Source organism: Pantoea sp. C2G6 (assembly GCF_051336815.1).
GTDB lineage: Bacteria > Pseudomonadota > Gammaproteobacteria > Enterobacterales > Enterobacteriaceae > Pantoea.
Window position 1 is genome coordinate 81,245 of the sequence record NZ_JBGMNJ010000005.1, and the last position, 25,062, is coordinate 106,306.

Below are 25,062 nucleotides of genomic sequence, written 5' to 3' on the forward strand. Positions count from 1 at the left end.
GCCGCGCGTTACAGTCTTACCGGCGAGATATTCCAGATCTCATCGGCATACTCCTGAATGGTGCGGTCTGACGAGAAGTAGCCCATGCCAGCGATATTCTGAGCCGCACGGCGTTGCCACTCTTCCGGTTTGCGGTAGAGCGCGTCCACTTTATCCTGGGTGTCGATATAGCTGCGGTAATCCGCCAGCACCTGGTAGTGATCGCCAAAATTCACCAGCGAATCGAACAGGTTACGGTAGCGGCCTGGGTCCTGCGGGCTGAAGACGCCGGAGGCGATCTGGGTCAGCACCTGATGCAGCTCCTCGTCGCCCTCATAGTAGTCGCGCGGGTTGTAGCCTTGCTGACGCAGCGCTTCGACCTGCGGCGTGGTATTACCGAAAATAAAGAAGTTCTCTTCGCCCACGTGCTCCAGCATCTCGACGTTAGCCCCGTCCAGGGTGCCGATGGTTAAGGCCCCGTTCAGCGCAAACTTCATGTTACTGGTGCCGGACGCTTCCGTACCGGCGGTAGAGATCTGCTCCGAGAGATCGGCCGCCGGAATAATGATCTGCGCCAGACTCACGCTGTAGTTCGGGATGAAGACCACTTTCAGCTTGTTCTTCACCTGCGGATCGTTGTTGATCACCTTCGCCACATCGTTGATCAGATGAATAATCTGCTTGGCGACGTAGTAGGCGGAGGCGGCCTTACCGGCAAAGATATTCACGCGCGGCACCCACTCCGCCTGCGGATCGGCTTTGATGCGGTTGTAGCGGGTGATCACATGCAGCACGTTCAGCAGCTGGCGTTTGTACTCATGGATACGCTTGATCTGCACATCGAACAGCGCGTTCGGGTCGAGTACCACATCCAGATTCTTCGCCACCCAGTCCGCCAGCCGACGCTTGTTCTGATGCTTGGCGATAGCGATTTTTTCAATAAAGGCCGGGTAGTCGAGCTGCGCTTTCAGCTCGCTCAGCTGGCTGAGATCGGTACGCCAGTTGCGGCCGATCTCCTCGTCCAGCACCTCTGACAGCGCCGGATTGGCCAGCGCCAGCCAGCGACGCGGGGTGACGCCGTTGGTTTTGTTGCAGAAACGGCCGGGGAAGAGTCGGGAGAAGTCGGCAAACAGCGACTGCACCATCAGATTGGAGTGCAGCTCTGACACCCCGTTCACTTTGTGGCTGACCACCACCGCCAGCCACGCCATGCGCACCCGACGCCCGTCGTTCTCGTCGATGATCGAAATACGCGACAGCAGATCCCAGTCATCCGGGTAGTAGTCCTGGATGGTTTTCAGGAAGAAGTCGTTAATTTCAAAAATGATGCTGAGGTGGCGCGGCAGGATCTTGCCGATCATATCGACCGGCCAGGTCTCCAGCGCTTCGCTCATCAGCGTATGGTTGGTGTAGGAGAAGACCTGACAGCAGACGTCAAAGGCGTTATCCCAGCTGAATTTATGTTCGTCGATCAGCAGGCGCATCAGCTCCGGGATCGCCAGCACCGGGTGGGTATCATTCAGGTGAATGGCGATCTTATCCGCCAGGTTGTCCCAGGTCTGGTGCATCCGCCAGTGACGATTGAGAATGTCCTGCACGGTGGCGGAGACCAGGAAATATTCCTGGCGCAGACGCAGCTCACGACCGGAGTAGGTCGAGTCATCCGGGTAGAGCACCCGCGACACGTTTTCAGAGTGGTTTTTATCTTCCACCGCCGCAAAGTAGTCGCCCTGGTTGAACTTACCGAGGTTGATCTCGTTACTCGCCTGCGCGCCCCACAGCCGTAAGGTGTTGGTGGCGTCGGTATCGAAGCCGGGAATGATCTGATCGTAGGCCATCGCCAGAATCTCTTCGGTCTCCAGCCAGCGCACCTTCGCACCTTCGTGCTGCACCCGGCCGCCAAATCGCACTTTGTAACGGGTGTTGAAACGCTGGAATTCCCACGGATTACCATACTCAAGCCAGTAATCCGGTGACTCTTTCTGCTCACCTTCCACAATGTTCTGTTTGAACATGCCGTAGTCGTAGCGGATGCCGTAGCCGCGACCCGGCATACCCAGCGTCGCCAGTGAGTCGAGGAAACAGGCCGCCAGGCGACCGAGACCGCCGTTGCCGAGCCCCGGATCGTTCTCCTCTTCCATCAGCTCGGCCAGATCCAGCCCCATCTCATCCAGCGCCTGGTTGAGATCGTCATAGATCCCCATCGCCAGCAGCGCATTGCCGAGGGTACGCCCCATCAGGAACTCCATTGACAGGTAGTAGACCTGCCGGACATCCTGCGACAGCTGGGCGCGGCTGGAACGCAGCCAGCGCTCCACCATGCGGTCGCGCACCGCCAGCAGCGAGGCGTTGAGCCACTCATGCTTATTGGCGATCGAAGGATCTTTACCGATGGTAAACATCAGCTTGTAGGCAATCGAATGCTTTAAAGCATCCACCGTCAGCGTTGGCGAGGCATATGTGAAAGGTGCATTCATATCCAGTATCCCAGTCCGTTACATCAAACGTTGGTAGAGATCGCGGTAGGCTTGTGCCGCCACCTGCCAGCTAAAGTCCATCCCCATCGCCTGGCGCTGAACGTAACGCCACAGCGAAGGACGGGACCACAAGACAAACGCGCGCCGGATCGCCCGTAACAGCGACCAGGCGTTGGCATCTTCAAAGCTGAATCCGCTGGCGATGCCATCGGCGAGGTTCTCCAGCGAGCTGTCGTTGACGGTATCAGCCAGGCCGCCGGTACGGCGTACCAGTGGCAACGTACCATACTTCAGGCCATAGAGCTGAGTCAGGCCGCAGGGCTCGAAGCGGCTCGGCACCACAATCACGTCAGCACCACCGACAATGCGGTGTGAGAACGCTTCGTGATAGCCAATCTGCACGCCGACGCTGCCCGGATGCTCCGCCGCCGCCGCCAGGAAGCCCTGTTGCAGTTCGGCGTCGCCCTGTCCCAGCAGCACCAGCTGACCGCCCTGCGCCAGCAGGCCCGGCAGCGCTTCCAGCACCAGATCCAGCCCTTTCTGTTTGGTCAGACGGCTGATGACGCAGAATACCGGCGCCTTGTCGTCGACCTTGAGACCCATCGCCACCTGCAACTGGCGTTTGTTTTCCGCTTTGGCTTCCAGGGTATCACGGTTATAGCGGGCGTTGAGCAGCAGATCGTGGGCCGGGTCCCAGATAGAGGGATCGACGCCGTTCAGGATGCCGCTGAGGCGGCCTTCCCGCATCCGCTGCGCCAGCAGGGTTTCCATGCCGTAACCAAATTCGGCTGAGGTAATTTCATGGGCGTAGGTCGGGCTGACCGCCGTCACATGATCGGCGTAATAGAGTCCCGCCTTGAGGAAGGAGATCTGACCGAAAAACTCCAGTCCATACATGCTGAAGAAGGACCACGGCAGGCCAATCTCATCCATGTGGTGCGCCGAGAACAGTCCCTGGTACGCCAGGTTATGCACGGTAAACACCGATTTTGCCGGACGGCCACGCGCTTCCAGATAGGCGCAGGTCAGACCGGCGTGCCAGTCGTGGGCGTGGACAATATCGGGACGCCACATAGAGTCCATACCGCACGCCAGTTCACAGCCCACCCAGCCCAGCAGCGCGAAGCGCAGATAGTTATCGACATAGGCAAACTGCGACTCATCGTGGTATGGGCTACCCGGACGGTCGTAGAGCGCGGGGGCATCAATCAGATAGATGCCCACACCGTTAAATTCACCAAACAGTAATCGCACGTGACCAGCAAACGTTTCCCGCTCGGTCACTACCTGAAGATCAGGTATGCCTTTGCGCAATGCGGGGAAAGCGGGCAGTAACACCCGCGTATCCGTGCCACCCGCAATCTGTGCCTGAGGTAATGCCCCGACTACATCAGCCAGTCCGCCCGTTTTAAGCAGCGGAAAAAGTTCTGAACAGACATGTAAAACCTGCATCCTCGACCTCATTAAGTTATCCGGCACGCTCCGCGTGCCGATTGCGTAAGTTCCGCTTATCGCTTACAGCCCCGCTTTGGCTAATTTAGCCAGCATGGCGCGGGTTACCAGTACGATCCCTTCTTCCGAACGGTGAAACCGGCGACTGTCTTCATCCGGGTTTTCGCCAATCACCATGCCTTCTGGTAACTCGCAGGCGCGATCAATCACACAGCGACGCAGACGGCACGATCTGCCGACTACCACATCGGGCAGCAGCACGGTCGAATCAATATTACAAAAGGAGTTCACGCGCACCCGCGGGAACAGCACCGAATTGACCACCACCGAACCGGAGATGATGCAGCCCCCCGAAACCAGTGAGTTCATGGTCATCCCGTGACTGCCGGAACGATCCTGAACAAACTTGGCGGGCGGCAGCGGCTCCATGTGAGTGCGGATCGGCCAGCTGACGTCATACATGTCGAGTTCCGGCATCACCGAGGCCAGATCGAGATTGGCACGCCAGTAGGCTTCCAGCGTGCCGACATCGCGCCAGTAAGGCGGTGCATTGTCGTCATTCTGCACGCAGGAGAGTGCGAAGGAGTGGGCATAGCCCTCACCGCGCGCCACAATTTTCGGCAGAATATCTTTGCCGAAGTCGTGGTTAGAGCCTGGCGTCTGGAGATCTTCTTCCAGCAGTTCGTAGAGATAGTCCGCGTTGAAGACGTAGATGCCCATGCTGGCCAGCGCCTGGGTATCATCACCCGGCATGGTCGGCGGCTGCGCCGGTTTCTCGACGAAGTCGATCACCATGTTCTCTTCATCAACGGCCATCACGCCAAACGCGGTGGCTTCATGCACCGGCACCGGTAAACAGGCGATAGTACATTTCGCCTCATTCACCACGTGGTCCAGCAACATGCGCGAATAGTCCATTTTGTAAATGTGGTCCCCGGCAAGGATCACGATGTATTGCGCCTGGTAGCGGCGAATCACATCAAGGTTTTGCGTTACGGCATCCGCCGTCCCGCGATACCACTGTTCGGTGGAAAAGCGCTGCTGCGCTGGCAGCAAATCCACAAACTCATTCATCTCTTCATTGAAGATCGACCAGCCACGCTGGATATGCTGAGTCAGGGTGTGAGACTGATACTGAGTAATCACGCCAATCCGTCGGATACCGGAGTTGACGCAGTTGGAGAGGGCAAAGTCGATAATGCGGAACTTGCCGCCGAAATGCACCGCCGGTTTGGCACGTTTAGCCGTTAAATCGACCAGTCGCGTGCCGCGTCCGCCGGCGAGGATCAGAGCAACCGTCTGTGTAGGGAGCTGGCGAGCCAGCATCAGGTGATCTGTTCTATCTAACTTAACCATGTCTGACTCCTTATGATTGCTTTTGGAACACGCACACACCGTGTGCGGGACCATGCCAGACAGTCAGCAGGATGGGGTTGTCGTCCCCGGCGAAAGGAGGAAGGGCACGCCATTCTCCGTCTGGTAACACGATGTCGTTCACCGTATCCGTGGCGTTTATTGTTATTAACCAGTGGCCGGACAGCAGGATCTGCAATCTGTGCACCCCCTCTGTCCATTCATCGTATTGCAGTGGCAGGCCACGATTATTGAGCCACTGCACATTACCGTCACCCTCCTGCCACCAGCGATTGGCAATAAGTGCCGGAATACGCTGGCGCAGAGCAATCAGTGCGGCGGTAAACCCGACTAATCCCCGCTCATCGGCCTGCCAGTCGAGCCAGCTCAGGGCGTTGTCCTGACAGTAGGCGTTATTGTTGCCGCGCTGCGTGTGGCCACGCTCATCACCGGCCAGCAGCATGGGCGTGCCCTGCGACAGTAACAGTGTGGTCAGCAGCGCCCGCACGCTGCGACGGCGACGCTCAATCACGTCATGGCTGACGTTGAGCCCCTCTTTGCCGTGGTTATGGCTGTAGTTATCGCCATGCCCATCGCGGTTATCTTCGCCGTTCGCTTCGTTGTGTTTCCGCTCGAAGCTCACCACGTCCCACAGCGTAAAGCCGTCGTGGGCGGTGATCAGGTTGATGGTGGCGTGTGGCGGCCGGTCATCATGCTGGTAGAGATCGCTGGAGGCGGCGAAGCGGCGGGCAAACTCGCCGTTGCTTAACCCGCCGTGCAGCCAGTAGCGCCGCGCGGTATCGCGAAACTGATCGTTCCATTCGGCGAACGGTGGCGGAAAGCGGCCCACCTGATAACCGTCAGGCCCGATGTCCCACGGCTCAGCAATCAGCTTGACCTGAGAGAGCATCGGACAGGCGCGTATCGCCTCAAACAGCGGCGCATCCCGCCGGTAGTCGGGCGTGCGGCCCAGCACCGGGGCCAGATCAAAACGGAAGCCGTCGACGTGACAGACCCGCACCCAGTAGCGCAGCGCCTCTAAAGTCCAGGCCATCACCTGCGGGTGGTGGATATTCAGGGTGTTGCCGCAGCCGGTCCAGTTCTGGTAGCCGCCCTGCTCATCCAGCCAGTAGTAGCTGGCGTTATCGATGCCGCGCATCGACACCGTCGGGCCAATTTCATCCAGTTCGGCGGTGTGGTTGAACACCACATCCAGCAGCACCTCGATCCCGGCGGCGTGCAGGTTCTTCACCGCCTGCTGAAACTCCTGCAACGGCGTGACGCCAGGCTGACCGGAGGCGTAACGCGGGTCGACCGCCCAGAGCGCAAAGGGGTTGTAGCCCCAGTAGTTGCTGAGACCCATCTGTAACAGACGCGGTTCACTGGCGAAGTGGGCAATCGGCAGCAGTTCAATGGCAGTAATACCGAGACGACGCAGGTAATCCACCATAACAGGATGGCCCAGCGCCGCGTAAGTCCCGCGCAGCTTTTCAGGAATTTCCGGGTGTCGCTGCGTCAGACCGCGCACATGCGCTTCGTAAATGACCGTTCTGCCCCAGGGCGTGGCGGGGGCAACGTCGCCCTGCCAGTCAAAGTCTTCCGCCACCACCACAGATTTAGGCGCAATCGCGGCGTTGTCGTGGGGATCAGGCGCACTCTCACCGCCCTGAAACAGCGGATCGTCCGGGATGTCGCCCTCAACCGCGCGGGCGCAGGGATCGACCAGCAGTTTCGCCGGGTTGAAGCGGTGTCCCTGCTGCGGTGCCCAGGGGCCATGCACCCGGTAGCCGTAGCGCTGTCCCGGTTTTAACGCCGGAACATAACCGTGCCAGATATCCCCGCTGCGGCCAGGCAGATCGGCGCGCTGCTCCACGCCCTGCTCATCAAACAGGCAAAGCTCAACGCGCCCGGCATGCTGTGAGAACAGGGTGAAGTTAACGCCTTTGCCATCATAACTGGCACCCAGCGGTTGAGGATCTCCGGCGGTGATGGTCATTCGGCCTCCCGCACCAGCCAGACGGTCGCCAGCGGCGGCAGGTTCAGACTCAGCGACTGAGGCCGGCCGTGGCTGTGCTGCTCATCGGTATGCACGCGCGGGTTGCGCACGTCGCTGCCGTGATAGTCATGCTGGTCGGTGTTCAGCACTTCGCGCCAGATACCCGGCTGGTTAACGCCAAAGCGATACCCCGGACGCGGCACCGGCGTAAAGTTACTGACCACAATCACCTCATTGCCTTCGCGGTCGCGGCGCACAAACGCAAACACCGAATGCTCGGCGTCATCGACCACCAGCCACTCAAATCCATTGGGATCAAAGTCCAGCTGATGCAGCGGCGTGTAGTACTGATAGGTGTGGTTGAGATCGCGCACCAGCCGCTGGACGCCGTGGTGCCAGTTGTCACCGCCCTCCAGCAGATGCCAGTCGAGGCTGACGTCGTGGTTCCATTCGCGGCCCTGAGCAAACTCGTTGCCCATAAACAGCAGTTTTTTGCCGGGGAAGGCCCACATCCAGCCGTAGTAGGCACGCAGGTTGGCAAACTTCTGCCAGGCGTCACCTGGCATGCGGTCGAGGATTGAGCGCTTGCCGTGCACCACTTCGTCATGCGACAGCGGCAGCACAAAGTTTTCGGTGTAGTTGTACATCATGCCGAAGCTCATCAGGTTGTGATGGTGCTTGCGGTAGATAGGATCGACCTGCATGTAGTCGAGCGTGTCGTGCATCCAGCCCAGGTTCCACTTGAACCAGAAGCCCAGCCCGCCGCCTTCGGTCGGACGGGTCACGCCAGGATAGTCGGTAGACTCTTCAGCCATCGTCACTGAACCGGACGCCACCGTGCCGAGGGTGCGGTTGGTGTAACGCAGGAATTCGATCGCCTCCAGGTTCTCGCGGCCACCGTACTGATTCGGCACCCACTCCCCTTCGCTACGGCTATAGTCGCGGTAGATCATCGACGCCACCGCATCGACGCGCAGGCCATCGATGCCAAAACGCTCCGTCCAGTAGAGCGCATTGCCCGACAGGTAGTTGCTCACTTCCCGGCGGCCAAAGTTGTAGATCAGGGTATTCCAGTCCTGGTGAAAGCCTTCACGCGGATCGCTGTGCTCATAGAGTTCGGTGCCGTCAAACTTCGCCAGACCAAAGTCATCGCTGGGGAAGTGGCCTGGCACCCAGTCGAGCAGCACGTTCAGACCGGCGTCATGGGCCGCATCGATAAAGGCGCGGAATTCATCTCGGGTGCCGAAGCGACGGGTTGGCGCATACATACCCAGCGGCTGGTAGCCCCAGCTGCCATCAAACGGATGCTCGTTGATCGGCAGCAGTTCAATATGGGTAAAGCCCATCTCTTTGACGTAGGGCACCAGCTGTTCAGCCAGCTCTTTGTAGCTCAGCCAGAAGTTGTTGTCGGTGTGACGTCGCCAGGAGCCGAGATGCACTTCATAGATAGAGATCGGCGCGTCAAAGCCGTTGGCGGCCTTGCGCTCCGCTTTCATCTCGACCGGTTCAGGCAGGCCACAGATCATCGAGGCGGTTTGCGGCCGCATCTGTGCTTCAAAGGCGTAAGGGTCCGCTTTGATGCGCAGCTCGCCGTTAGCATCAATGATCTCAAACTTATAGAGCTGGCCGTTGACCGCACCCGGCACAAACAGCTCCCAGATGCCCATTTCCAGTCGCAGACGCATCGGATGACGACGGCCATCCCAGAAGTTAAAATCGCCGACCACCGAGACGCGCCGGGCGTTCGGGGCCCAGACACAGAAGCGGGTGCCGGTGACGCCGTCGATCACCGCGCCGTGTGCGCCCAGCGTCTCGTAAGGACGCAGATGGGTACCTTCAGCCAGCAGCCAGAGATCCATCTCCTGCAACAGCGGTCCGAAGCGATAGGCATCATCCACCAGGTTTTGCTGGCCATGCCAGTTGACCGCCAGCTGGTAGCGGAAAGGATTTTTACGACGCGGGATCACCCCGCTGAAGAAGCCGCGGGCATCTTCACAGGCCAGCTGGGCGAGTTTACGCCCGGTGGAGGTTTCGATAACCCACACCTCAAGCGCTTCGGGAAGCAACGCCCTGACTTCAAGGCCCTGCTGAGTTCGGTGCATCCCTAGTAACGAAAAAGGGTCGGCATAATTACCCGCAAAAAGGGCATTGATCGCCTCGCGATCGGGAAGCTCTGACATGACTTTCTTCCTGTGATAATTGGCAGCCGAAATGAACGCGACACAACCTGTCGCGCTTCACCTGCGCTGCTCTTCATTGAGCCATACGTACGACGACAAAAGATGTCAGGCCATTCCATGGAAAAAGTGTTTTTGCCGTGTACCACAACCAGTTAGTCCGAAAAGCAAAAGAGTCACCTGTGGCGCATCATTGTTAAATCATAGCTTGGTCGCGGCAGATGCCATGGCTGAAAGCAAAAATTTATTCACCGACCGGCAAAAAGAGGGAAGCCGATCACTGCGTAAGCGAAACGACAGACTGTTTAGTGTACTGCAAACACAAAAAAGGCCGGATAAATCCGGCCTGAGAAGAGATAAACGGGTTAGTCGATTAACAACCGCAGCATGCGGCGCAGCGGTTCCGCCGCCCCCCACAACAGCTGGTCGCCAACCGTGAAGGCGGAGAGATATTCCGGCCCCATATTGAGTTTACGCAGACGTCCCACCGGCGTAGTCAGCGTGCCGGTGACGGCGGCTGGCGTCAGTTCACGCATCGTCAGCTCACGGTCGTTTGGCACCACTTTGACCCACTCATTGTGAGAGGCCAGCAGCTGCTCAATCTCCGCCAGCGGCAGATCACGTTTCAGCTTCAGGGTAAACGCCTGGCTGTGGCAACGCAGCGCACCGACGCGCACGCATAAGCCATCAACCGGAATGACCTTAGAGGTGGCGAGGATCTTGTTGGTCTCCGCCTGGCCTTTCCACTCTTCGCGGCTCTGGCCGTTCTCCAGCTGTTTGTCGATCCACGGAATCAGGCTGCCCGCCAGCGGTACGCCGAAGTTATCGGTCGGCAGCGTGCCGGAACGGGTGAAGTCCGTGACGCTGCGTTCGATGTCGAGGATCGCGGAAGCGGGATTCTGTAGCGCCGGTGCGACGTGGTCGTGCAGCATACCCATCTGGGTCAGCAGTTCGCGCATGTGGCGCGCACCGCCGCCTGAGGCCGCCTGATAGGTGGCGACCGAGGCCCACTCCACCAGATCCTGCGCAAACAGACCGCCCAGCGACATCAGCATCAGGCTGACGGTACAGTTGCCGCCGACAAAGGTTTTAATGCCGCGGTCGATACCCTGACGGATCACCGCGTGGTTGACCGGATCAAGGATAATGATGGCGTCATCTTTCATGCGCAGCGTGGAGGCCGCGTCAATCCAGTAGCCCTGCCAGCCGCTGTCACGCAGCTTTGGATAGACGTCACTGGTGTAGTCGCCGCCCTGGCAGGTGATAATAATATCCAGCGCACGCAGCGCCTCAATATCAAACGCATCCTGCAATGTGCCCTGCTGTTTGCCTGCAAACGCAGGAGCCGCCTGACCATGCTGCGACGTCGAGAAGAAGACCGGATTGATTGCATCAAAATCGCGTTCTTCGCTCATGCGGGACATCAGCACTGAGCCGACCATACCGCGCCAACCAACAAAACCTACATTCTTCATGTCGTGTCCGTCTCAGGCAGTTTTACACCTGCTTTTCATTTCAGAGGAGAGAGCGTCATGCTATTTTCACGCCGCTCTGCGTAATAATAAGATTTACCTGTGGCTACTCACTCTACAAAATGCAGGCCCGCTGGCAAGTGAATTAATTCGATTACGCTAACTTTTTCAGCAGCGTAACTAATAACGGCTCTTTTTCGAAACGGGATGACGTAACTCCGATGACTGAAATGATCTCAGCAACCATATTATTGTTGTTAATTATGGATCCACTGGGCAATCTGCCGATTTTTATGTCGGTTTTAAAGCATCTGGAGCCGAAACGACGGCGAGTGGTGCTGATCCGTGAAATGTTGATCGCCCTGATCATCATGCTGCTGTTCCTGTTTACCGGCGAACGCATTCTGGCCTTTCTTAATCTGCGCACCGAAACGGTGTCGATTTCCGGCGGCATCATCCTGTTTCTGATCGCCATCAAAATGATCTTCCCCTCCACCGAAAGCAGCAGTACCGGCTTACCGGCGGGCGAAGAGCCGTTCCTGGTGCCGCTGGCGATTCCGCTGGTTGCCGGCCCCTCGCTGCTGGCGACGCTGATGCTGCTGTCGCATCAGTATCCGAATCAGATGTCGCATCTGGTGGGCGCGCTGCTGCTCGCCTGGGGCGTGACGGTGGCTATCCTGCTGTTGTCTGGTCTGTTTCTGCGGCTGCTGGGCGATAAAGGGGTCAATGCGCTGGAACGGCTGATGGGACTGATTCTGATTATGCTGGCAACCCAGATGTTCCTCGATGGGATTCGGGCCTACCTGAAGCTCTAGGTTATCCGCGCTTCCCCACTGAACGGGGAAGCGCGGATGTGAAATATCCTTTAAACCTCACTCCGCCGGTACATCCGTCGCGGATGGCCAATTTTTCCATAGCGCATCTCTACCCGCAAAAAGCCGGCCTCGACACAGTGTTCCAGATAACGCCGCGTGGTGGTTTTGCTCAGCCCCGTGTTACTGACCACCTCGTCGACGGAGAAGCTGACTCTGTCACTTTCATTAAAGAAGCGCTGCACCCGTGCCAGCGTATTCTCCTCGATGCCTTTGCTGCCATTATCCTGCCGGTAGTTTTTCGCCTGCAACTGATAGAGTAAATCTACGTTTTGCTGATCGACAATTTTCCAGGTCCGCTGCTGTTCAGCAAATTGCACAAAGCGCTCCAGTGACTGGTTCAGCCGCCGCCAGGAGACGGGTTTGAGAATGTAATCAAACGCACCGTTGCGGATCGCCAGACTACAGGTGTCCATATCACTGGCGGCGGTGATAAAAATAACCGAACAGTTAGCGTGCATCAGCAAGGAATCACTGAACAGAGCAAGCCCTTTACCGTCGGGCAGGTAATTATCCAGCAGCACCAGCTGCGGCTTTACGCTGGTCATTAAGGTTTGTGCCTCGGCAAGTGAAGCGGCAATGCCCACCAGCCGAAGACGTGGGTGTTTATCGATAAGCTCGGCATGAAGCTGTGCCAGCTCTTTCTCATCTTCAACAATAAGTACATCGATAGATTCATGTTGCATAGTTGTTCTCTTCCATTTCCTGAGAGAGGTGCCGCGCGGCCCCGGTGACAGGAATAAAAAGCGAGAAAATAGTACCCCGGGGTGTGTTATCAGCGACTTCAATCAAGCCACCTGCATGGGTGACATAGCGCTCAATCAGGTACAGGCCAATGCCGTGATCGCCCTGTGTTTTCGTGGTGATGCCACGCTCAAATATTTTGTCGCGAACTTCCGGCCGGATACCTGTGCCCTGATCCGCGACCTCAATGATCAGTTCGCGCGCGTTGAGTTTTATCAGTATCTCAACAGGCTGATAGGGGAGCGGAGCGCGCTGGGTCGACTCAATCGCGTTATCCAGCAAATTTCCGATAATCGAGACCAGCTCGGCTTCCGGCATGGCAGTGAAAGGTTGATCCAGCTGGCAACCGGGATCAAAGTGCAACTCGACGCCTTTCTCCCGGGCCTGGGCGGTTTTTCCTGACAGCAGGCCACACAGCATCGGTGAACAGAAGCGTGACGAGATAAAATCCAGCAGCTCCTGCTCATGCGCCGACAGCGCCTGAATAAAGCCTATCGCCTCCTCATAGCGTCCCATGTGCAGCAGACCCGACAGTATTGTCATGAGGTTAAGCTGTTCATGACGCATCACCCGCAGATTATCAACGTAGCGCTTTACCTGACTGAGCTGGGCGCTGAGGGTGTCGATTTCGTTGCGATCGCGAAAGGTGATCACCCAGCCCTGTAGCGAATTTTCCAGCATGATTCTCACGCGGCTGGCAATTACCGTCAGGTCGTTAAAATGGCACACCTCATCGTGGGTATCTTTGCTGAGCATGGTTGAGGAGCTGAAGAAGGAAACGGGGCGAATCACCTGGCTTATCAACTGACCCCGCAATGCCTGCGCGGTTTGGGGCAACCCCAGCAGCTTGCGTGCCGCCTGATTAATCACCTCAATCTGTAAGTCACGATCGATAACGATGACGCCTTCGTAAATTGATTCCATCATGGCTTTTTGCTGGCGTACCAGTAATCCGATCTCACGCGGCTCCAGCGAGAAGATCTGTTTCTTGATACTGCGGGTGAAGAACCATGAGAAAACAAACAGGGCAATCAGCAACAGCACGGCAGCAATCAGAATGTTTACCACCTTGCTGACGGTGATGGTATTGAGATAGCTGGTCAGATAGCCGACGGAAACGATCCCCACAACCTGCCCGGCCGCATTAAAGACAGGCGCTTTACTGCGCAGTGAAATACCGAGCCCGCCTTCGCGGATGGTCGTGATGCTTTTTCCCTGCAACACCGCGTCGTTATCGCCCCCTACCAGGGTGGTGCCGACCCGCTCGCCGAACACCGAATGAAACAGATGTATTCCTCTGTTATCGCCAATCACAATAAAGCTGGCGTCACTGTGCGCGGCGATTTGGGACATAAACGGACGGATTGCCGCGCTATTTTTTTCCTCCACCGCTTTACGCAACTCAGGAATAAGTGCGATTTCCTCCGCCTGTATTTTCGCCCGGACGCTGATTTCTTTATACAGCTCCCGCGCGACATCGAAATAATAATAGCCTGCCAGCAGCAGAAAAAGGCCGGAGAAAAATATCACCAGTGAAATAAACAACTTTATCTGGAATGAAACCTTCATCTGAAAAGAGATTCTCATCACTGCCACGCAGGGTATCAACGGGAGTGGCAAATATATCATCTTTTCGCCGCGTAATTAGCGAATTAAATGAAAGTTGCGATCCCTTGCACAGAGCCAATTTCAGAGAGGACAATAAAAACAATCTTGAAAAGAGATAAAATAAGAAATGTTATGTAGTTGTTCAGCAATGAAAAAAAACCATTAAGACCACAAGAATAATTAGAAGCAAAATCACATTAAACTAAAAAAACCTTTAAAACCATACAGACCATAAAAACTTCAATTTTATTATAGTTCAGCCTCACAAAAATTAAATTTCTGAGAATTTAAACTTAATCCCTCACTAATTAAGAGGCTTACTTATGAGTACAACTGACGATACGACCCCAGCCATTCATGACCCGACAAATATCAGGCAACCGTCACTCAAAGAGCGCTGGTGGCACATTATGGACACCTGGAAAGTGGGCATTATTCCGCTGCCCCTGTTTGTATTAGCGGGTGTGCTCATCGCCATTGACTGCATCAGCGGCAAACTACGCAGCGACATCGTGGTGATGGTGGCGACGCTGGCCTTCTTCGGCTTCGCCTGTGGTGAGTTTGGCAAGCGCCTGCCGGTTATCGGTAAAATCGGCGCGGCGGCCATTTGTGCGACCTTTATTCCGTCGGCAATGGTCTATTATGGCCTGCTGCCTGATGTGGTCGTCGAGTCCACGACCCGTTTTTACAAATCCACCAATATTCTCTATCTCTACATTTGCTGCATCATTGTCGGCAGCATTATGAGTATGAACCGTACCGTCCTGATTCAGGGTTTCCTGCGCATTTTCTTCCCGATGCTGTGCGGTGAAATCGTCGGTATGCTGGTTGGCATGGGCGTGGGTATCGCGCTCGGTCTTGAGCCCTTCCAGATCTTCTTCTTTATCATTTTACCGATAATGGCGGGAGGCGTCGGCGAAGGCGCCATTCCCCTTTCAATCGGCTACGCGACGCTACTGCACATGGATCAGGGCGTTGCGCTTGGCCGCGTACTGCCAATGGTCATGCTGGGCAGCTTAACGGCCATTATTATCTCCGGCTGCCTGAACCAATTCGGTAAGCGCTTCCCGCATCTGACCGGTGAAGGCCAGCTGATGCCAGACAGTGCAAACGTGGAAGCGACCCCTGCTCAGCCCACCCTCTCTGGCAAAATGGATGTCACCACCATTGCCTGCGGTGCGCTACTGGCGGTGCTGCTCTATATGCTGGGGATGCTGGGCCATGAACTGATCGGCCTGCCAGCCCCGGTTGGTATGCTGTTTATAGCCGTACTGGTAAAGCTGTGCAATCTGGTGTCACCGCGCCTGCTGGAAGGCTCACAGGTGGTGTACCGGTTCTTCCAGACCTCAGTCACCTACCCGATTCTGTTCGCGGTGGGCGTGGCAATCACGCCCTGGCAGGAGCTGGTCAACGCTTTCACTATCAGCAACCTGCTGGTGATTGTCAGCACCGTCTCTGCGCTGGTGGCGACCGGGTTCATGGTGGGGAAAAAAATCGGTATGTACCCGATTGATGTTGCCATCATCTCCTGTTGCCAGAGCGGGCAAGGTGGTACGGGCGACGTCGCCATTCTGACCGCTGGCAACCGGATGAGCCTGATGCCTTTCGCCCAGATTGCCACCCGTATCGGCGGCGCAATTAACGTCTCCGTTTCTTTGCTGATTTTGGGCAACTTCCTCGTTTAAGTCTTCAGGAGATCACCATGAAACTTGCAAGCTATATCCATAAGGGTAAACGCAGCTACGGCATTGTAAAAGCCGAAGGTGTGGTGGATTTGGGCCAGCGGCTGGGCGATCGCTATGTCGACCTGAAAGCACTGCTACAGGAGAACGGGCTCAGCGAAGCGATGCGCTACCTCAGCGCTACCGGTGACCTGCCAGCAGATGAAATCACCTTTTTACCGGTTATCGAAAATCCAGGGAAAATCCTCTGCGTGGGCATGAACTACGCCGCAAAGCGCGAGGAGTTTGACCAGCATAATCCGGCCCCAACGCTGTTTGTCCGCTTCCCGGACTCTCAGACCGGCCATAAATCACCGGTGCTTAAGCCACCCCACTCCAGCGAGTTCGATTACGAAGGCGAGCTGGCGGTAATCATCGGAACCGGTGGCGAAAACATCCGTCGCGACGTCGCGCTGAACTATGTGGCCGGGTATAGCTGCTACATGGATGGTTCTGTGCGCGACTGGCAGCATAGCTGGTATACCGCCGGAAAAAACTGGCGTCAGACCGGCGCATTCGGTCCCTGGATGGTGACGACAGATGAGATCCCCGATCCACAACAGCTGGCGATCCGCACCTGGCTCAATGGCCGCCAGGTGCAGGAGGACAACACCAGCAGCATGATCCACACCGTCGCTGAACTGATCGAATATATCAGTACGTTCACTCACCTGAGTCCGGGGGATGTGATCATCACCGGATCGCCCGGCGGCGTAGGTAAAAAGCGTAACCCACCGCTGTTTATGCAGGCAGGCGATTGCATAGAGGTCGAAATCGAAAAAATTGGCCATCTCAGCAATATGATCATGGAAGCGCCAGCCAGTCTGCTGACGACTGCGCATTAGGTCACACCTTATGGACAGACAACCTACTCCCGATTTTCGCCTGACGATGGTGGCAAAACACCCGGAGCGATTAACCGCGATCTGCCGTTTACTGGCAGAGAGCGGCCTGGAACTGGACCAGGATGTCACGCTGTTTGTTGAGGCCTGGTGCGGTACGCAGCTGGTGGGGTGTGCAGGCCTGGCGGATAACGTGATCAAGTGTGTGGCGGTCAATGAACCGCTCAGGGGGATCAATCTCAGCAGTCAGCTGCTGACAGAAGTCGAAAACGCCGCGCTGGCGCGTGGCCATTTTCACCTCTTCCTTTGCTGCCGACTGGCTAACAAAGAGCGTTTTTCACACTGCGGTTTCTGGCCGATTGCGCAAAGCGGTAACGACGTGGTGCTGATGGAAAACACCCCGCAGGGAATCAGGCGTTACTGCCGTTCGCTCCGCGCCCTGCGCAAACAGGGGAACAGTATCGGGGCGATTGTGATGAATGCGAATCCCTTTACCCTGGGACATCGCTACTTAGTGGAGCAGGCGGTAAAGCAGTGCGATTGGTTGCATCTCTTTGTGGTGCAGCAGGACGCCTCATTTTTCTCGTTTGCTGACCGGATGAAGATGGTGCAGGCCGGTGTTGCACATCTGCCGAATGTCTCGGTGCACCCAGGCTCTGAATACATTATTTCCCGCGCCACCTTCCCGGCCTATTTCCTGAAAGAGAGCGGCAAAGTACAGCAGGCGTGGAGTGAAATCGATGTCCTGATCTTTCGTGATTATATCGGCCCCGCACTAGGCATTACCCGGCGTTTTATCGGCTCAGAGCCGTTCTGTGAAGTTACCCGTCACTACAACCAGACCCTGCATCAGCTGCTCTCTTCGCACATCAGGGTCGTTGAAATTGAGCGGCTCAGGGTAAATGACAACGCTATTTCAGCGTCCGAAGTCCGTCGACGACTCAGGGCAGAACAGTTTTCCCGCATTCAGGAACTGGTTCCGCAATCCACGCTGGCGTACCTCAAAACGCACTCTGGTCCGCGTAAAGAGACAGCATAATTATCAGGAAATTAAGATGAATATTGTAAGAGAAGCGCTAGCCGGTACCCAGGAGTCCAGCGATCTGATGGTGAAGATCGCCCCGGCGGCTGGCGAGCTGGAAATTATCATCAACAGTGAAGTCATCAAGCAGTTTGGTGAGCAGATTCGTCAGGTCGTAGAGGAGACCTTACACAGCCTCAACGTGCGCGAAGGGCTGATTATCATTCAGGATAAAGGCGCACTGGACTGCGTGATTCGTGCCCGTCTGCAAAGCGCGATTGTTCGCGCAGCAGACGAACCCTCCCTCGACTGGAGGAAAATGCAATGAGCCAGCTCCGTCGCAGCATGCTGTTTTTGCCGGGTGCCAATGCCGCCATGCTTTCTACCGCTTTTATCTATCATCCCGACGCCATCATGTTTGATCTTGAAGATGCTGTCGCCCTGCGCGAAAAGGACAGTGCGCGCCTGCTGGTTTTCAATGCACTGCAACATCCGATGTACCAGGAGATTGAAACCGTGGTGCGGATTAATCCGCTGAATACCCCCTTTGGTTTACTGGATCTGGAAGCCGCCGTCTGGGGCGGCGCGGATGTGATCCGTCTGCCAAAAACGGATACGCCTGAAGAGATTGCTGAGCTTGAAGAACATCTGGTCCGTATTGAACGCGAATGTGGCCGTGAGGTGGGATCGACGCGCGTGATGGCGGCCATCGAATCTGCCACTGGCGTGATTAACGCCGTGGCGATTGCCCGCAGCACCCCGCGCCTGATCGGTATCGCACTGGCTGCGTTTGATTATGTGATGGACATGCAGACGGAGCGTGGTGATGGCAGCGAACTCTTTTATGCCCGCTGTGCCGTGCTGCACGCCGCGCGTGCCGCCAGAATTGATGCCTTTGATGCCGTGTGGTCGGACGTCAACGACGAGGCTGGCTTCCTGCGTGAAGTGGAGCTGATCCGCAAAATGGGCTTCAACGGTAAATCACTGATTAACCCTCGCCAGATCGATCTGCTGCATAACGCTTATGCGCCCACCCAGGCAGAGGTCGACCACGCCCGGCGGGTGACAGAAGCGGCCAAAGAGGGTGAACGCAATGGCCTCGGCGTCGTGTCACTCAACGGCAAAATGGTGGATGCACCGATTATTGAGCATGCGCAAAAGGTACTGGAACGCGCGGCTGCCTCAGGCTTACGTCGTTAAGGATTTCACATGAATCAGACAGAATTACTCCATACCCGCTTTCCCCGGCTGCGCAGCTTAACCGCGTTTGATAGCGCTTCTCGTCACACCCCGTGGCTCGCTGACGCTGAAGCGAAAAAGCGCCACAAACTCTGTCACTCCCTGGAAGAAGCCGTCATCCGTAGCGGCTTGCAGGATGGGATGACCATCTCCTTTCATCATGCCTTTCGTGAAGGCGATCGGGTCATTAATGGCGTGGTTGCCCTGCTGGCCGGGATGGGTTTCAAAAATCTGACGCTGGCTTCCAGCTCACTGATGAGCTGCAATGAAAGCCTGATTGAAGCCATCCAGAATGGCGTGATCAGCCGAATCTATACCTCAGGCATGCGTGGCAAACTTGCCGATGCTATCTCGCACGGGCTGATGGATGAACCGGTGCAGATTCACTCACACGGCGGGCGCGTAAAACTCTTACAGGAGGGAGAGCTTCAGATCGATGTGGCGTTCCTGGGCGTCCCCTGTAGCGATGAGCTTGGCAACGCTAACGGTATTCACGGTAAATCCTGCTGTGGCTCACTGGGCTATGCCATGGTGGACGCCCACTTTGCTAAAAAAGTCGTACTACTCACTGAAGCGCTGGTCCCCTTTCCCAATATCCCCGCCAGCCTGGTGCAGGATCAGGTGGATTACATTGTAGAGGTTGAAAGCGTGGGCGATCCGGCGAAGATCAGCGTGGGCGCCGCTAGGGTCACCCGCAATCCCAGAGAGTTGATGATTGCCCGCTACGCGGCCGAGGTCATTGAATTTTCAGGCTACTTTAAACCCGGCTTTTCGATGCAGACCGGCTCTGGCGCAGCCGCAACCGCCTGCACCCGCTTTTTAGGCGATAAAATGGAACGCCAGGGAGTCAAAGCGCGTTTTGCGCTGGGGGGCATCACCGGCAGCCTGGTGGATCTGCATAAAAAAGGGCTGATCGAAACGCTGCTGGATACGCAGTGCTTTGACAGTGAAGCGGCGGCCTCGCTGGCAACCAGCCAGAATCATATTGAAATCTCCACCAGCGTGTATGCCAATCCGGGCAGCAAGGGCGCGAGCTGCGACCGGCTTGATGTGGTGATCCTCAGTGCACTGGAGATCGACACAGATTTCAACGTGAACGTAATCACCGGGTCAGACGGGGTGATGCGTGGCGCGTCTGGTGGCCACTGCGACGTCGCCGCGGCGGCAAATCTCACCATTATCGTCGCGCCATTAGTGCGAAGCCGAATACCGACGGTAGTGAAACGGGTGACTACGCGCCTGACGCCAGGGGAAAGTGTTGACGTGTTAGTCACCGATCATGGTATCGCCGTGAACCCGGCGCGCCCGGAGATCCGTGAGCGGCTTGAGGCGGCGGGTTTAAACATTGTGACGATAGAGACGCTGTATGCCCTGGCGACTTCGCTGGTCGGCGTACCGACACCGATTGAGTATACCGACCGCATCGTGGGGGTGATTCGCTACCGGGACGGCAGCGTGATCGACATCGTCCGACAGGTGAAGGAATAACCGTCATGTCGACAGAGAAACCGGCATCAGCAGCCATCAGCCTGGAGGCGCTGCTGACGGCACGAGAGCAGCGCGCAGCGCGCCAGGCTGACTGGCTCAGGCGCTATAAACAGCCCCTTATTTCCCTGACGCTGGTCACACCCGGTGCCGTCAAAGACGGCCAGCGCTATCGCAACTGTATGGGCGTGGCGCTGCAAATGTGCGATCAACTGCTGCGACAGCATCACTGGCGAGTGTCTGACCATCAGGTTCTGTGGCTGCCAACCGGACCGGAGGCCCTCTGGTCTGTGGCTCATCCCGCGGCAGAAATCAAAGCCCACTGCGCTGAACTGGAACAGACTCATCCCCTTGGCAGACTGTGGGACCTGGATGTGATCTGCCCGGTCAGCGGACACGTCGGACGACGCTCTTTGGGAAGCAATCTGCGCCGCTGCCTGATATGTGACCAGCCCGCGCATGTCTGTTCCCGCGCACGGCGGCATCCGGTTGATCAGGTCGTCACTTGCGTGGAGAAGATCATTAATGACTGGTTTTCTCGCGACTGAATCCTGCGCTCCTGACGTAGCCGGGCTTGCGGAAGAGGCGTTATGGCTGGAACTGGCGCTTACGCCTAAACCAGGGCTGGTAGACCGGCTTAATAACGGTTCGCATCGGGATATGGACCACGCGATGTTTGCCCGCAGTATTATCGCCATCGCGCCCTGGTTTCCACGGTTTACCGAGCTGGGGTATGAGCATGCCGATAAACCCGCAGAGCAGCAGCTCCGGCTGATTCGCCCGATGGGAATCGCCTGTGAACAGGCGATGTATGCAGCCACCGGCGGCGTGAATACCCATAAAGGCGGAATATTTGCCCTGGGGTTACTCTGCTTTGCCGCCGGACGAGTCTCTTATCCGAATGCCCGCCGGCTCTGCACAGAAGTCAGTCGTCTGTGTCAGGGTCTGGTCGCGCGCGAACTCGCCAGCGGCAGCGGGCTGGCGACAGCAGGCGAGCGGCAATATCAGCAATTTGGATTAACCGGTGCACGCGGCGAGGCGGAGAGCGGATTTGCCACGGTACGCCAGGTGCTGGCCTGCTGGCAGGGAGGGACGCTTCATGAACTGTTGTTACATCTGTTAGCCGTGAATCAGGATACCAATCTGGTAGCGCGTGGCGGCATGGAGGGGCTGCGCTACGTGCAGGGGTATGCTCGTCAGCTATTGGCTCAGGGCTGGGATCGGCAGGCGCTGTCAGAGATGGACCAGGCACTGATTGCGCGCAACCTGAGTCCGGGAGGCAGTGCGGATTTACTGTCGGTAGGCTGGGTTCTGGCAGGCTGCGGATGATCGCCCGGCGGCTGGCTGAACGAGTGCAGCCGCATCATAAGCGTGCCGAAACAGCGTGTGAGGTGAGCAAGCCGCCCTGCTATACAGGGACGGCTTTGCCTCGGTGGCAATATGATGAACAGTGAAAGCGGCTGGGTGCCCGGTGCAGACTGGCCGGGCACGCTCCCGTTCGCCGCGCGGTTAAGACAACAGCGTAAAGGCGATCATCCCCACCACCGCGCCGACGGTGCCGAGAATCGTCTCCATCAGCGTCCAGGTCTTCAGCGTTTCCGCTTCGCTGGCCCCGGTGAAGCGACCAAACAACCAGAAACCGGCATCATTCACATGACTGATAATGATGGAACCACCGCCGATGCAGATCGACAGCGCCGCCAGCTGGGCGCCGCTGTAGTGCAGCGGCTCAATCACCGGCATGATCAGGCCAACCGTGGTCAGACAGGCGACCGTGGCCGATCCCTGAATCACCCGCACCGCGCCCGACAGAATAAAGCAGGCCAGCGCAATCGGCAGTCCCGCGCCGATCAGCGCGTGGCCCAGTACCGGACCGACACCGGAATCCACCAGCACCTGCTTGAAGACGCCACCGGCACCAATCACCAGCAGAATAATCCCGGCTGGTTGTAGCGCACTGCCGCACACCTGCATCACCCGCTCTTTATCCATGCCCTGACGGTAAGCCAGGCCATAGATCGCCACCAGCAGCGCCAGCAGAATCGCGGTAAAGGGGTGACCGATAAACTCCAGCCACTGATAGAGGGAGGTGCCTTCAGTGGTAAAGCGCGCGCCGATGGTTTTCAGGCCGACCAGCAGCAGCGGGAAGAGGATCAGCGAGAGGCTGAAGCCAAAGGAAGGCAGCTTGCTCTCATCGACATCCGGTTGATGATCTTCCGGTGGTGCGCTGAAGGAGACGTGATTGCCGATGAAATTACCAAACAGCGGTCCGGCAACCAGCATCCCGGGGATCGCCGCACAGAGACCCAGCAGGATCATCCAGCCAAAGTCCGCATGCATCTGCGACGCCAGCAGCATCGGCGCGGGACCGGGCAGCAGGAAGGCCGCCGCCGCCGCGACCCCGGCAAACAGCGGGATCACCAGCTTGACCAGGTTGCCACCGGTACGGCGTGCCACCGCAAACGCGATGCTGATCAACAGCACCACCGCCACCTCGAAAAACAGCGGCAGCGCGCAGATCAGACCGGCAATCCCCATCGCGTAATGGGCGCGGCTCTGACCAAAGGTTTTCAGCATACGGATAGCGATCTGATCAACAGCGCCGGTTTCATGCAGGATTTTGCCGAACATCGCGCCCAGCGCCACCACAATCGCCAGGAAGCCGAGCGTGCCGCCCATCCCCTTCTGCATGGTTTCCGCAATCTGATCCAGCGGCATCCCGGAGAAGAGACCGGCACCGATCGACACCAGCATCAGCGCGACAAAAGCGTGCATCCGCGCTTTCATCACCAGAAAAAGCAGCAGCAGGACAGAGCCTGCTGCGGTCAAAATAAGTGTTGCGGTATTCATCTCTAACCCTGGCTGATGGCGTCCCTGATAGTCGCAACCGTAGCCGCCACAACCTCGTCCAGTGAATGGGTAATATCCACCACCAGTACATCCTCTTCATCACGGCCCGGCTCTTCCAGCGTGGCAAACTGCGTGACCAGCATCTGCGGCTTGAAGAAGTGCCCTTTGCGCGCTTTCAGGCGGGCTTCGATGGTATCGAAATCCCCTTTCAGGTAGATGAAACGCAGGTTGTCATTGCCCTGACGCAGAATATCGCGATAACTTTTTTTCAGCGCCGAACAGACAATGATCGAAATCGCCTGAGTGCGCTGCATGGCAAAGGCGGCGTCGTTCAGCGCCTGTAACCACGGCTGACGATCGCTGTCCTCCAGCGGATGACCGTCGGCCATCTTCAGGATGTTGGCGCGCGGATGGAGAAAATCACCGTCGAGGAAGGCGGTATTCAGTTGATGGGAGACCTGATTGGCGACGGCAGATTTTCCACTGCCTGAAACGCCCATCAGGATAAAAACGTGATGCGACGGGGATTGCGATGTCATTTTTCTGCTCCGGCAGGGATGAATGTGCCAATGTTACCGATAACAATGTTGTTTCTCATTCTCCTGGCCGTTAATCACCCTGGCAACCTTTTTACCGGGAAAAGGCTGAAAGTGTGAGCTGACTCATAAAATCACCACAATCAGATACTGCCACCTTCACTGATTTCAAAACCAACATCCAGCGGCTCGCAGCTCTCCTGTTCACCGGCGATGCGGGCCAGCAGTAAGGCGGCGGCTTCACGTCCCATGCGGTCGCGCGGCGTCAGTACCGTCGCCAGCTGCGGCGTCACCACCTGGCTGATGTCATGCCCGTGGAACCCGGCGATCGCCATCTGCGTCGGCACCTGTAATCCCTGACGCTGGCACTCAAACATCGCCCCGACCGCCAGGTCATCATTGGTACAGAACAGGCTGTCGGTTTCAGGATAGAGACGCTGCGCCTCGCGCAGCAGATCGCCACCGGCGCTGAAGGAGGAGGCATCTTCCATCATCACGCTGCGTGGCGTCAGCCCCGCCGCGCGCATCGCGGCTTCATAACCGCGCTGCTTCTGCAAGGTACGTTCATCCAGACGCGCGCCCAGGTAGACCGTATGACGATGGCCTTTACGCAGGATCGCCTGGGTCATCTGCCGGGCCGCTTCGACGTTATCAAATCCCACCGCCATATCGAGGCAGGGCGTGACGCTGTCCATCATCTCAATCACCGGAATACCGGCCACCTGCAACATCCGCAGCGTGCCGGGGGTGTGGGTGCGTTCGGTCAGAATGACGCCATCAATGTTCCAGCCCAGCAGCGAGCGCAGCTGTCGCTCCTCTTTGTGCGGATTGTAGCCAAAGTGGGCGACCAGCGTCTGATAGTTCGCTTCATCGGTGACGGCTTCGATGCCGCGCAGCACGTCGGCGAACACCTGGTTGGTGAGGGACGGCAACAGCACGCCAATGGCGCGGCTGGTGGCGTTAGAAAGCATATCGGGGGCGCGATTGGGGATATAACCCAGCTCATCCAGTGCCACGGCGATCTTATCCCGCAGGGCAACGGAAACCTGCTCAGGATTGCGCAGGTAACGGCTGACGGTCATTTTAGTAATGCCGACGCGATCGGCAACATCCTGTAATACCGGTCTTTTCTTCTTCATCGTAGCGCCTGAGATCGCTCTTAAAGCTAAAGTACGATGAGTCTATCACTTTTCTGTCACGAAATTGCCAACCGGGCGCGACGATGCGCGCCCGGCGAT

General features: G+C 57.2%; 20 protein-coding genes. 9 read left to right on the top strand and 11 right to left on the bottom strand.

Annotated elements, in window-relative coordinates; all coding sequences use genetic code 11:
- Window positions 1–8 precede the first annotated feature (8 nt).
- The 6 genes from glgP to asd all read right to left on the bottom strand — a co-directional run bounded on the left by glgP (window position 9) and on the right by asd (window position 10,909).
- Window positions 9–2,456, bottom strand: a complete 2,448-nt coding sequence (gene glgP / locus ACCW71_RS09120; RefSeq protein ID WP_436370870.1) for a glycogen phosphorylase — start codon at window positions 2,454–2,456, stop codon at window positions 9–11.
- Between the two features lie 18 nt (window positions 2,457–2,474).
- Window positions 2,475–3,908, bottom strand: a complete 1,434-nt coding sequence (gene glgA, locus ACCW71_RS09125) for a glycogen synthase GlgA (RefSeq protein WP_436370871.1) — start codon at window positions 3,906–3,908, stop codon at window positions 2,475–2,477.
- A 63-nt stretch (window positions 3,909–3,971) separates the two neighbouring features.
- Window positions 3,972–5,264, bottom strand: a complete 1,293-nt coding sequence (gene glgC, locus ACCW71_RS09130; RefSeq protein ID WP_436370872.1) for a glucose-1-phosphate adenylyltransferase — start codon at window positions 5,262–5,264, stop codon at window positions 3,972–3,974.
- A 10-nt stretch (window positions 5,265–5,274) separates the two neighbouring features.
- Window positions 5,275–7,257, bottom strand: coding sequence for a glycogen debranching protein GlgX (gene glgX, locus ACCW71_RS09135; RefSeq protein ID WP_436370873.1), 1,983 nt, complete (start codon window positions 7,255–7,257; stop codon window positions 5,275–5,277).
- Window positions 7,254–9,437 (bottom strand): 1,4-alpha-glucan branching enzyme, encoded by a 2,184-nt coding sequence (gene glgB / locus ACCW71_RS09140; RefSeq protein WP_436370874.1) that lies wholly within the window; start codon window positions 9,435–9,437, stop codon window positions 7,254–7,256. Before glgB ends, glgX begins: the two co-directional genes overlap by 4 nt.
- A 362-nt stretch (window positions 9,438–9,799) precedes the next feature.
- On the bottom strand, window positions 9,800–10,909 hold the full coding sequence (gene asd, locus ACCW71_RS09145; protein ID WP_436370875.1) for an aspartate-semialdehyde dehydrogenase: 1,110 nt from the start codon (window positions 10,907–10,909) through the stop codon (window positions 9,800–9,802).
- Window positions 10,910–11,127: 218 nt separating this feature from the next.
- On the opposite strand from asd, the gene ACCW71_RS09150 reads away from it, so the two are divergent.
- Window positions 11,128–11,721, top strand: a complete 594-nt coding sequence (locus tag ACCW71_RS09150) for a YhgN family NAAT transporter (protein WP_436370876.1) — start codon at window positions 11,128–11,130, stop codon at window positions 11,719–11,721.
- 50 nt (window positions 11,722–11,771) lie between these two features.
- On the opposite strand, the gene ACCW71_RS09155 is transcribed toward ACCW71_RS09150, so the two are convergent.
- On the bottom strand, window positions 11,772–12,464 hold the full coding sequence (locus ACCW71_RS09155; protein WP_436370877.1) for a response regulator: 693 nt from the start codon (window positions 12,462–12,464) through the stop codon (window positions 11,772–11,774).
- Window positions 12,454–14,091: an ATP-binding protein gene (locus ACCW71_RS09160; protein ID WP_436370878.1), complete on the bottom strand. Its 1,638-nt coding sequence runs from the start codon at window positions 14,089–14,091 to the stop codon at window positions 12,454–12,456. The genes ACCW71_RS09155 and ACCW71_RS09160 overlap by 11 nt, the downstream gene beginning before the upstream one ends.
- A 362-nt stretch (window positions 14,092–14,453) precedes the next feature.
- Here ACCW71_RS09160 and ACCW71_RS09165 point away from each other — a divergent pair, with 362 nt between their 5' ends.
- From ACCW71_RS09165 to citG, 8 genes are read left to right on the top strand one after another with little or no spacing between them, the layout of a single operon-like run.
- Entirely contained in the window at window positions 14,454–15,815 is a 1,362-nt protein-coding gene (locus ACCW71_RS09165; RefSeq protein WP_436370879.1) for a 2-hydroxycarboxylate transporter family protein, read from the top strand.
- A 17-nt stretch (window positions 15,816–15,832) separates the two neighbouring features.
- Window positions 15,833–16,696 carry a fumarylacetoacetate hydrolase family protein gene (locus ACCW71_RS09170; protein WP_436370880.1) on the top strand — a complete coding sequence of 288 codons (864 nt, stop codon included), beginning with the start codon at window positions 15,833–15,835 and terminating at the stop codon, window positions 16,694–16,696.
- Between the two features lie 10 nt (window positions 16,697–16,706).
- The gene (gene citC / locus ACCW71_RS09175; RefSeq protein WP_436370881.1) at window positions 16,707–17,732 is read left to right on the top strand and encodes a [citrate (pro-3S)-lyase] ligase; all 1,026 of its coding nucleotides are present in this window, start codon (window positions 16,707–16,709) and stop codon (window positions 17,730–17,732) included.
- Between the two features lie 16 nt (window positions 17,733–17,748).
- Entirely contained in the window at window positions 17,749–18,042 is a 294-nt protein-coding gene (citD, locus tag ACCW71_RS09180) for a citrate lyase acyl carrier protein (protein ID WP_436370882.1), read from the top strand.
- Window positions 18,039–18,914, top strand: coding sequence for a citrate (pro-3S)-lyase subunit beta (gene citE / locus ACCW71_RS09185; protein WP_436370883.1), 876 nt, complete (start codon window positions 18,039–18,041; stop codon window positions 18,912–18,914). The genes citD and citE overlap by 4 nt, the downstream gene beginning before the upstream one ends.
- Window positions 18,915–18,923: 9 nt before the next feature.
- Window positions 18,924–20,441, top strand: coding sequence for a citrate lyase subunit alpha (citF, locus tag ACCW71_RS09190; protein ID WP_436370884.1), 1,518 nt, complete (start codon window positions 18,924–18,926; stop codon window positions 20,439–20,441).
- A gap of 5 nt (window positions 20,442–20,446) precedes the next feature.
- Entirely contained in the window at window positions 20,447–20,986 is a 540-nt protein-coding gene (gene citX / locus ACCW71_RS09195; protein WP_436370885.1) for a citrate lyase holo-[acyl-carrier protein] synthase, read from the top strand.
- On the top strand, window positions 20,964–21,767 hold the full coding sequence (citG, locus tag ACCW71_RS09200; RefSeq protein WP_436370886.1) for a triphosphoribosyl-dephospho-CoA synthase CitG: 804 nt from the start codon (window positions 20,964–20,966) through the stop codon (window positions 21,765–21,767). The genes citX and citG overlap by 23 nt, the downstream gene beginning before the upstream one ends.
- Window positions 21,768–21,947: 180 nt before the next feature.
- Here citG and gntU read toward each other — a convergent pair whose 3' ends face one another.
- From gntU to gntR, 3 genes are all read right to left on the bottom strand, one after another.
- Complete coding sequence (gntU, locus tag ACCW71_RS09205; RefSeq protein ID WP_436370887.1) at window positions 21,948–23,288, bottom strand: gluconate transporter; 1,341 nt, start codon at window positions 23,286–23,288, stop codon at window positions 21,948–21,950.
- Window positions 23,289–23,290: 2 nt separating this feature from the next.
- A complete protein-coding gene (gene gntK / locus ACCW71_RS09210; RefSeq protein ID WP_436370888.1) occupies window positions 23,291–23,827 on the bottom strand; it encodes a gluconokinase in 537 nt (178 codons plus the stop codon).
- Window positions 23,828–23,967: 140 nt separating this feature from the next.
- On the bottom strand, window positions 23,968–24,963 hold the full coding sequence (gntR, locus tag ACCW71_RS09215) for a gluconate operon transcriptional repressor GntR (protein WP_436370889.1): 996 nt from the start codon (window positions 24,961–24,963) through the stop codon (window positions 23,968–23,970).
- Window positions 24,964–25,062: the final 99 nt, after the last annotated feature.

Coding starts and splice junctions, on each gene's coding strand:
- glgC (WP_436370872.1), bottom strand. CDS start 5,264: ATGGTTAAGTTAGATAGAACAGATCACCTGATGCTGGCTCGCCAGCTC.
- glgP (WP_436370870.1), bottom strand. CDS start 2,456: ATGAATGCACCTTTCACATATGCCTCGCCAACGCTGACGGTGGATGCT.
- glgA (WP_436370871.1), bottom strand. CDS start 3,908: ATGCAGGTTTTACATGTCTGTTCAGAACTTTTTCCGCTGCTTAAAACG.
- gntR (WP_436370889.1), bottom strand. CDS start 24,963: ATGAAGAAGAAAAGACCGGTATTACAGGATGTTGCCGATCGCGTCGGC.
- gntK (WP_436370888.1), bottom strand. CDS start 23,827: ATGACATCGCAATCCCCGTCGCATCACGTTTTTATCCTGATGGGCGTT.
- citE (WP_436370883.1), top strand. CDS start 18,039: ATGAGCCAGCTCCGTCGCAGCATGCTGTTTTTGCCGGGTGCCAATGCC.
- gntU (WP_436370887.1), bottom strand. CDS start 23,288: ATGAATACCGCAACACTTATTTTGACCGCAGCAGGCTCTGTCCTGCTG.
- glgX (WP_436370873.1), bottom strand. CDS start 7,257: ATGACCATCACCGCCGGAGATCCTCAACCGCTGGGTGCCAGTTATGAT.
- asd (WP_436370875.1), bottom strand. CDS start 10,909: ATGAAGAATGTAGGTTTTGTTGGTTGGCGCGGTATGGTCGGCTCAGTG.
- ACCW71_RS09150 (WP_436370876.1), top strand. CDS start 11,128: ATGACTGAAATGATCTCAGCAACCATATTATTGTTGTTAATTATGGAT.
- citX (WP_436370885.1), top strand. CDS start 20,447: ATGTCGACAGAGAAACCGGCATCAGCAGCCATCAGCCTGGAGGCGCTG.
- ACCW71_RS09170 (WP_436370880.1), top strand. CDS start 15,833: ATGAAACTTGCAAGCTATATCCATAAGGGTAAACGCAGCTACGGCATT.
- citG (WP_436370886.1), top strand. CDS start 20,964: ATGACTGGTTTTCTCGCGACTGAATCCTGCGCTCCTGACGTAGCCGGG.
- ACCW71_RS09160 (WP_436370878.1), bottom strand. CDS start 14,091: ATGAAGGTTTCATTCCAGATAAAGTTGTTTATTTCACTGGTGATATTT.
- citC (WP_436370881.1), top strand. CDS start 16,707: ATGGACAGACAACCTACTCCCGATTTTCGCCTGACGATGGTGGCAAAA.
- ACCW71_RS09165 (WP_436370879.1), top strand. CDS start 14,454: ATGAGTACAACTGACGATACGACCCCAGCCATTCATGACCCGACAAAT.
- ACCW71_RS09155 (WP_436370877.1), bottom strand. CDS start 12,464: ATGCAACATGAATCTATCGATGTACTTATTGTTGAAGATGAGAAAGAG.
- citF (WP_436370884.1), top strand. CDS start 18,924: ATGAATCAGACAGAATTACTCCATACCCGCTTTCCCCGGCTGCGCAGC.
- glgB (WP_436370874.1), bottom strand. CDS start 9,437: ATGTCAGAGCTTCCCGATCGCGAGGCGATCAATGCCCTTTTTGCGGGT.
- citD (WP_436370882.1), top strand. CDS start 17,749: ATGAATATTGTAAGAGAAGCGCTAGCCGGTACCCAGGAGTCCAGCGAT.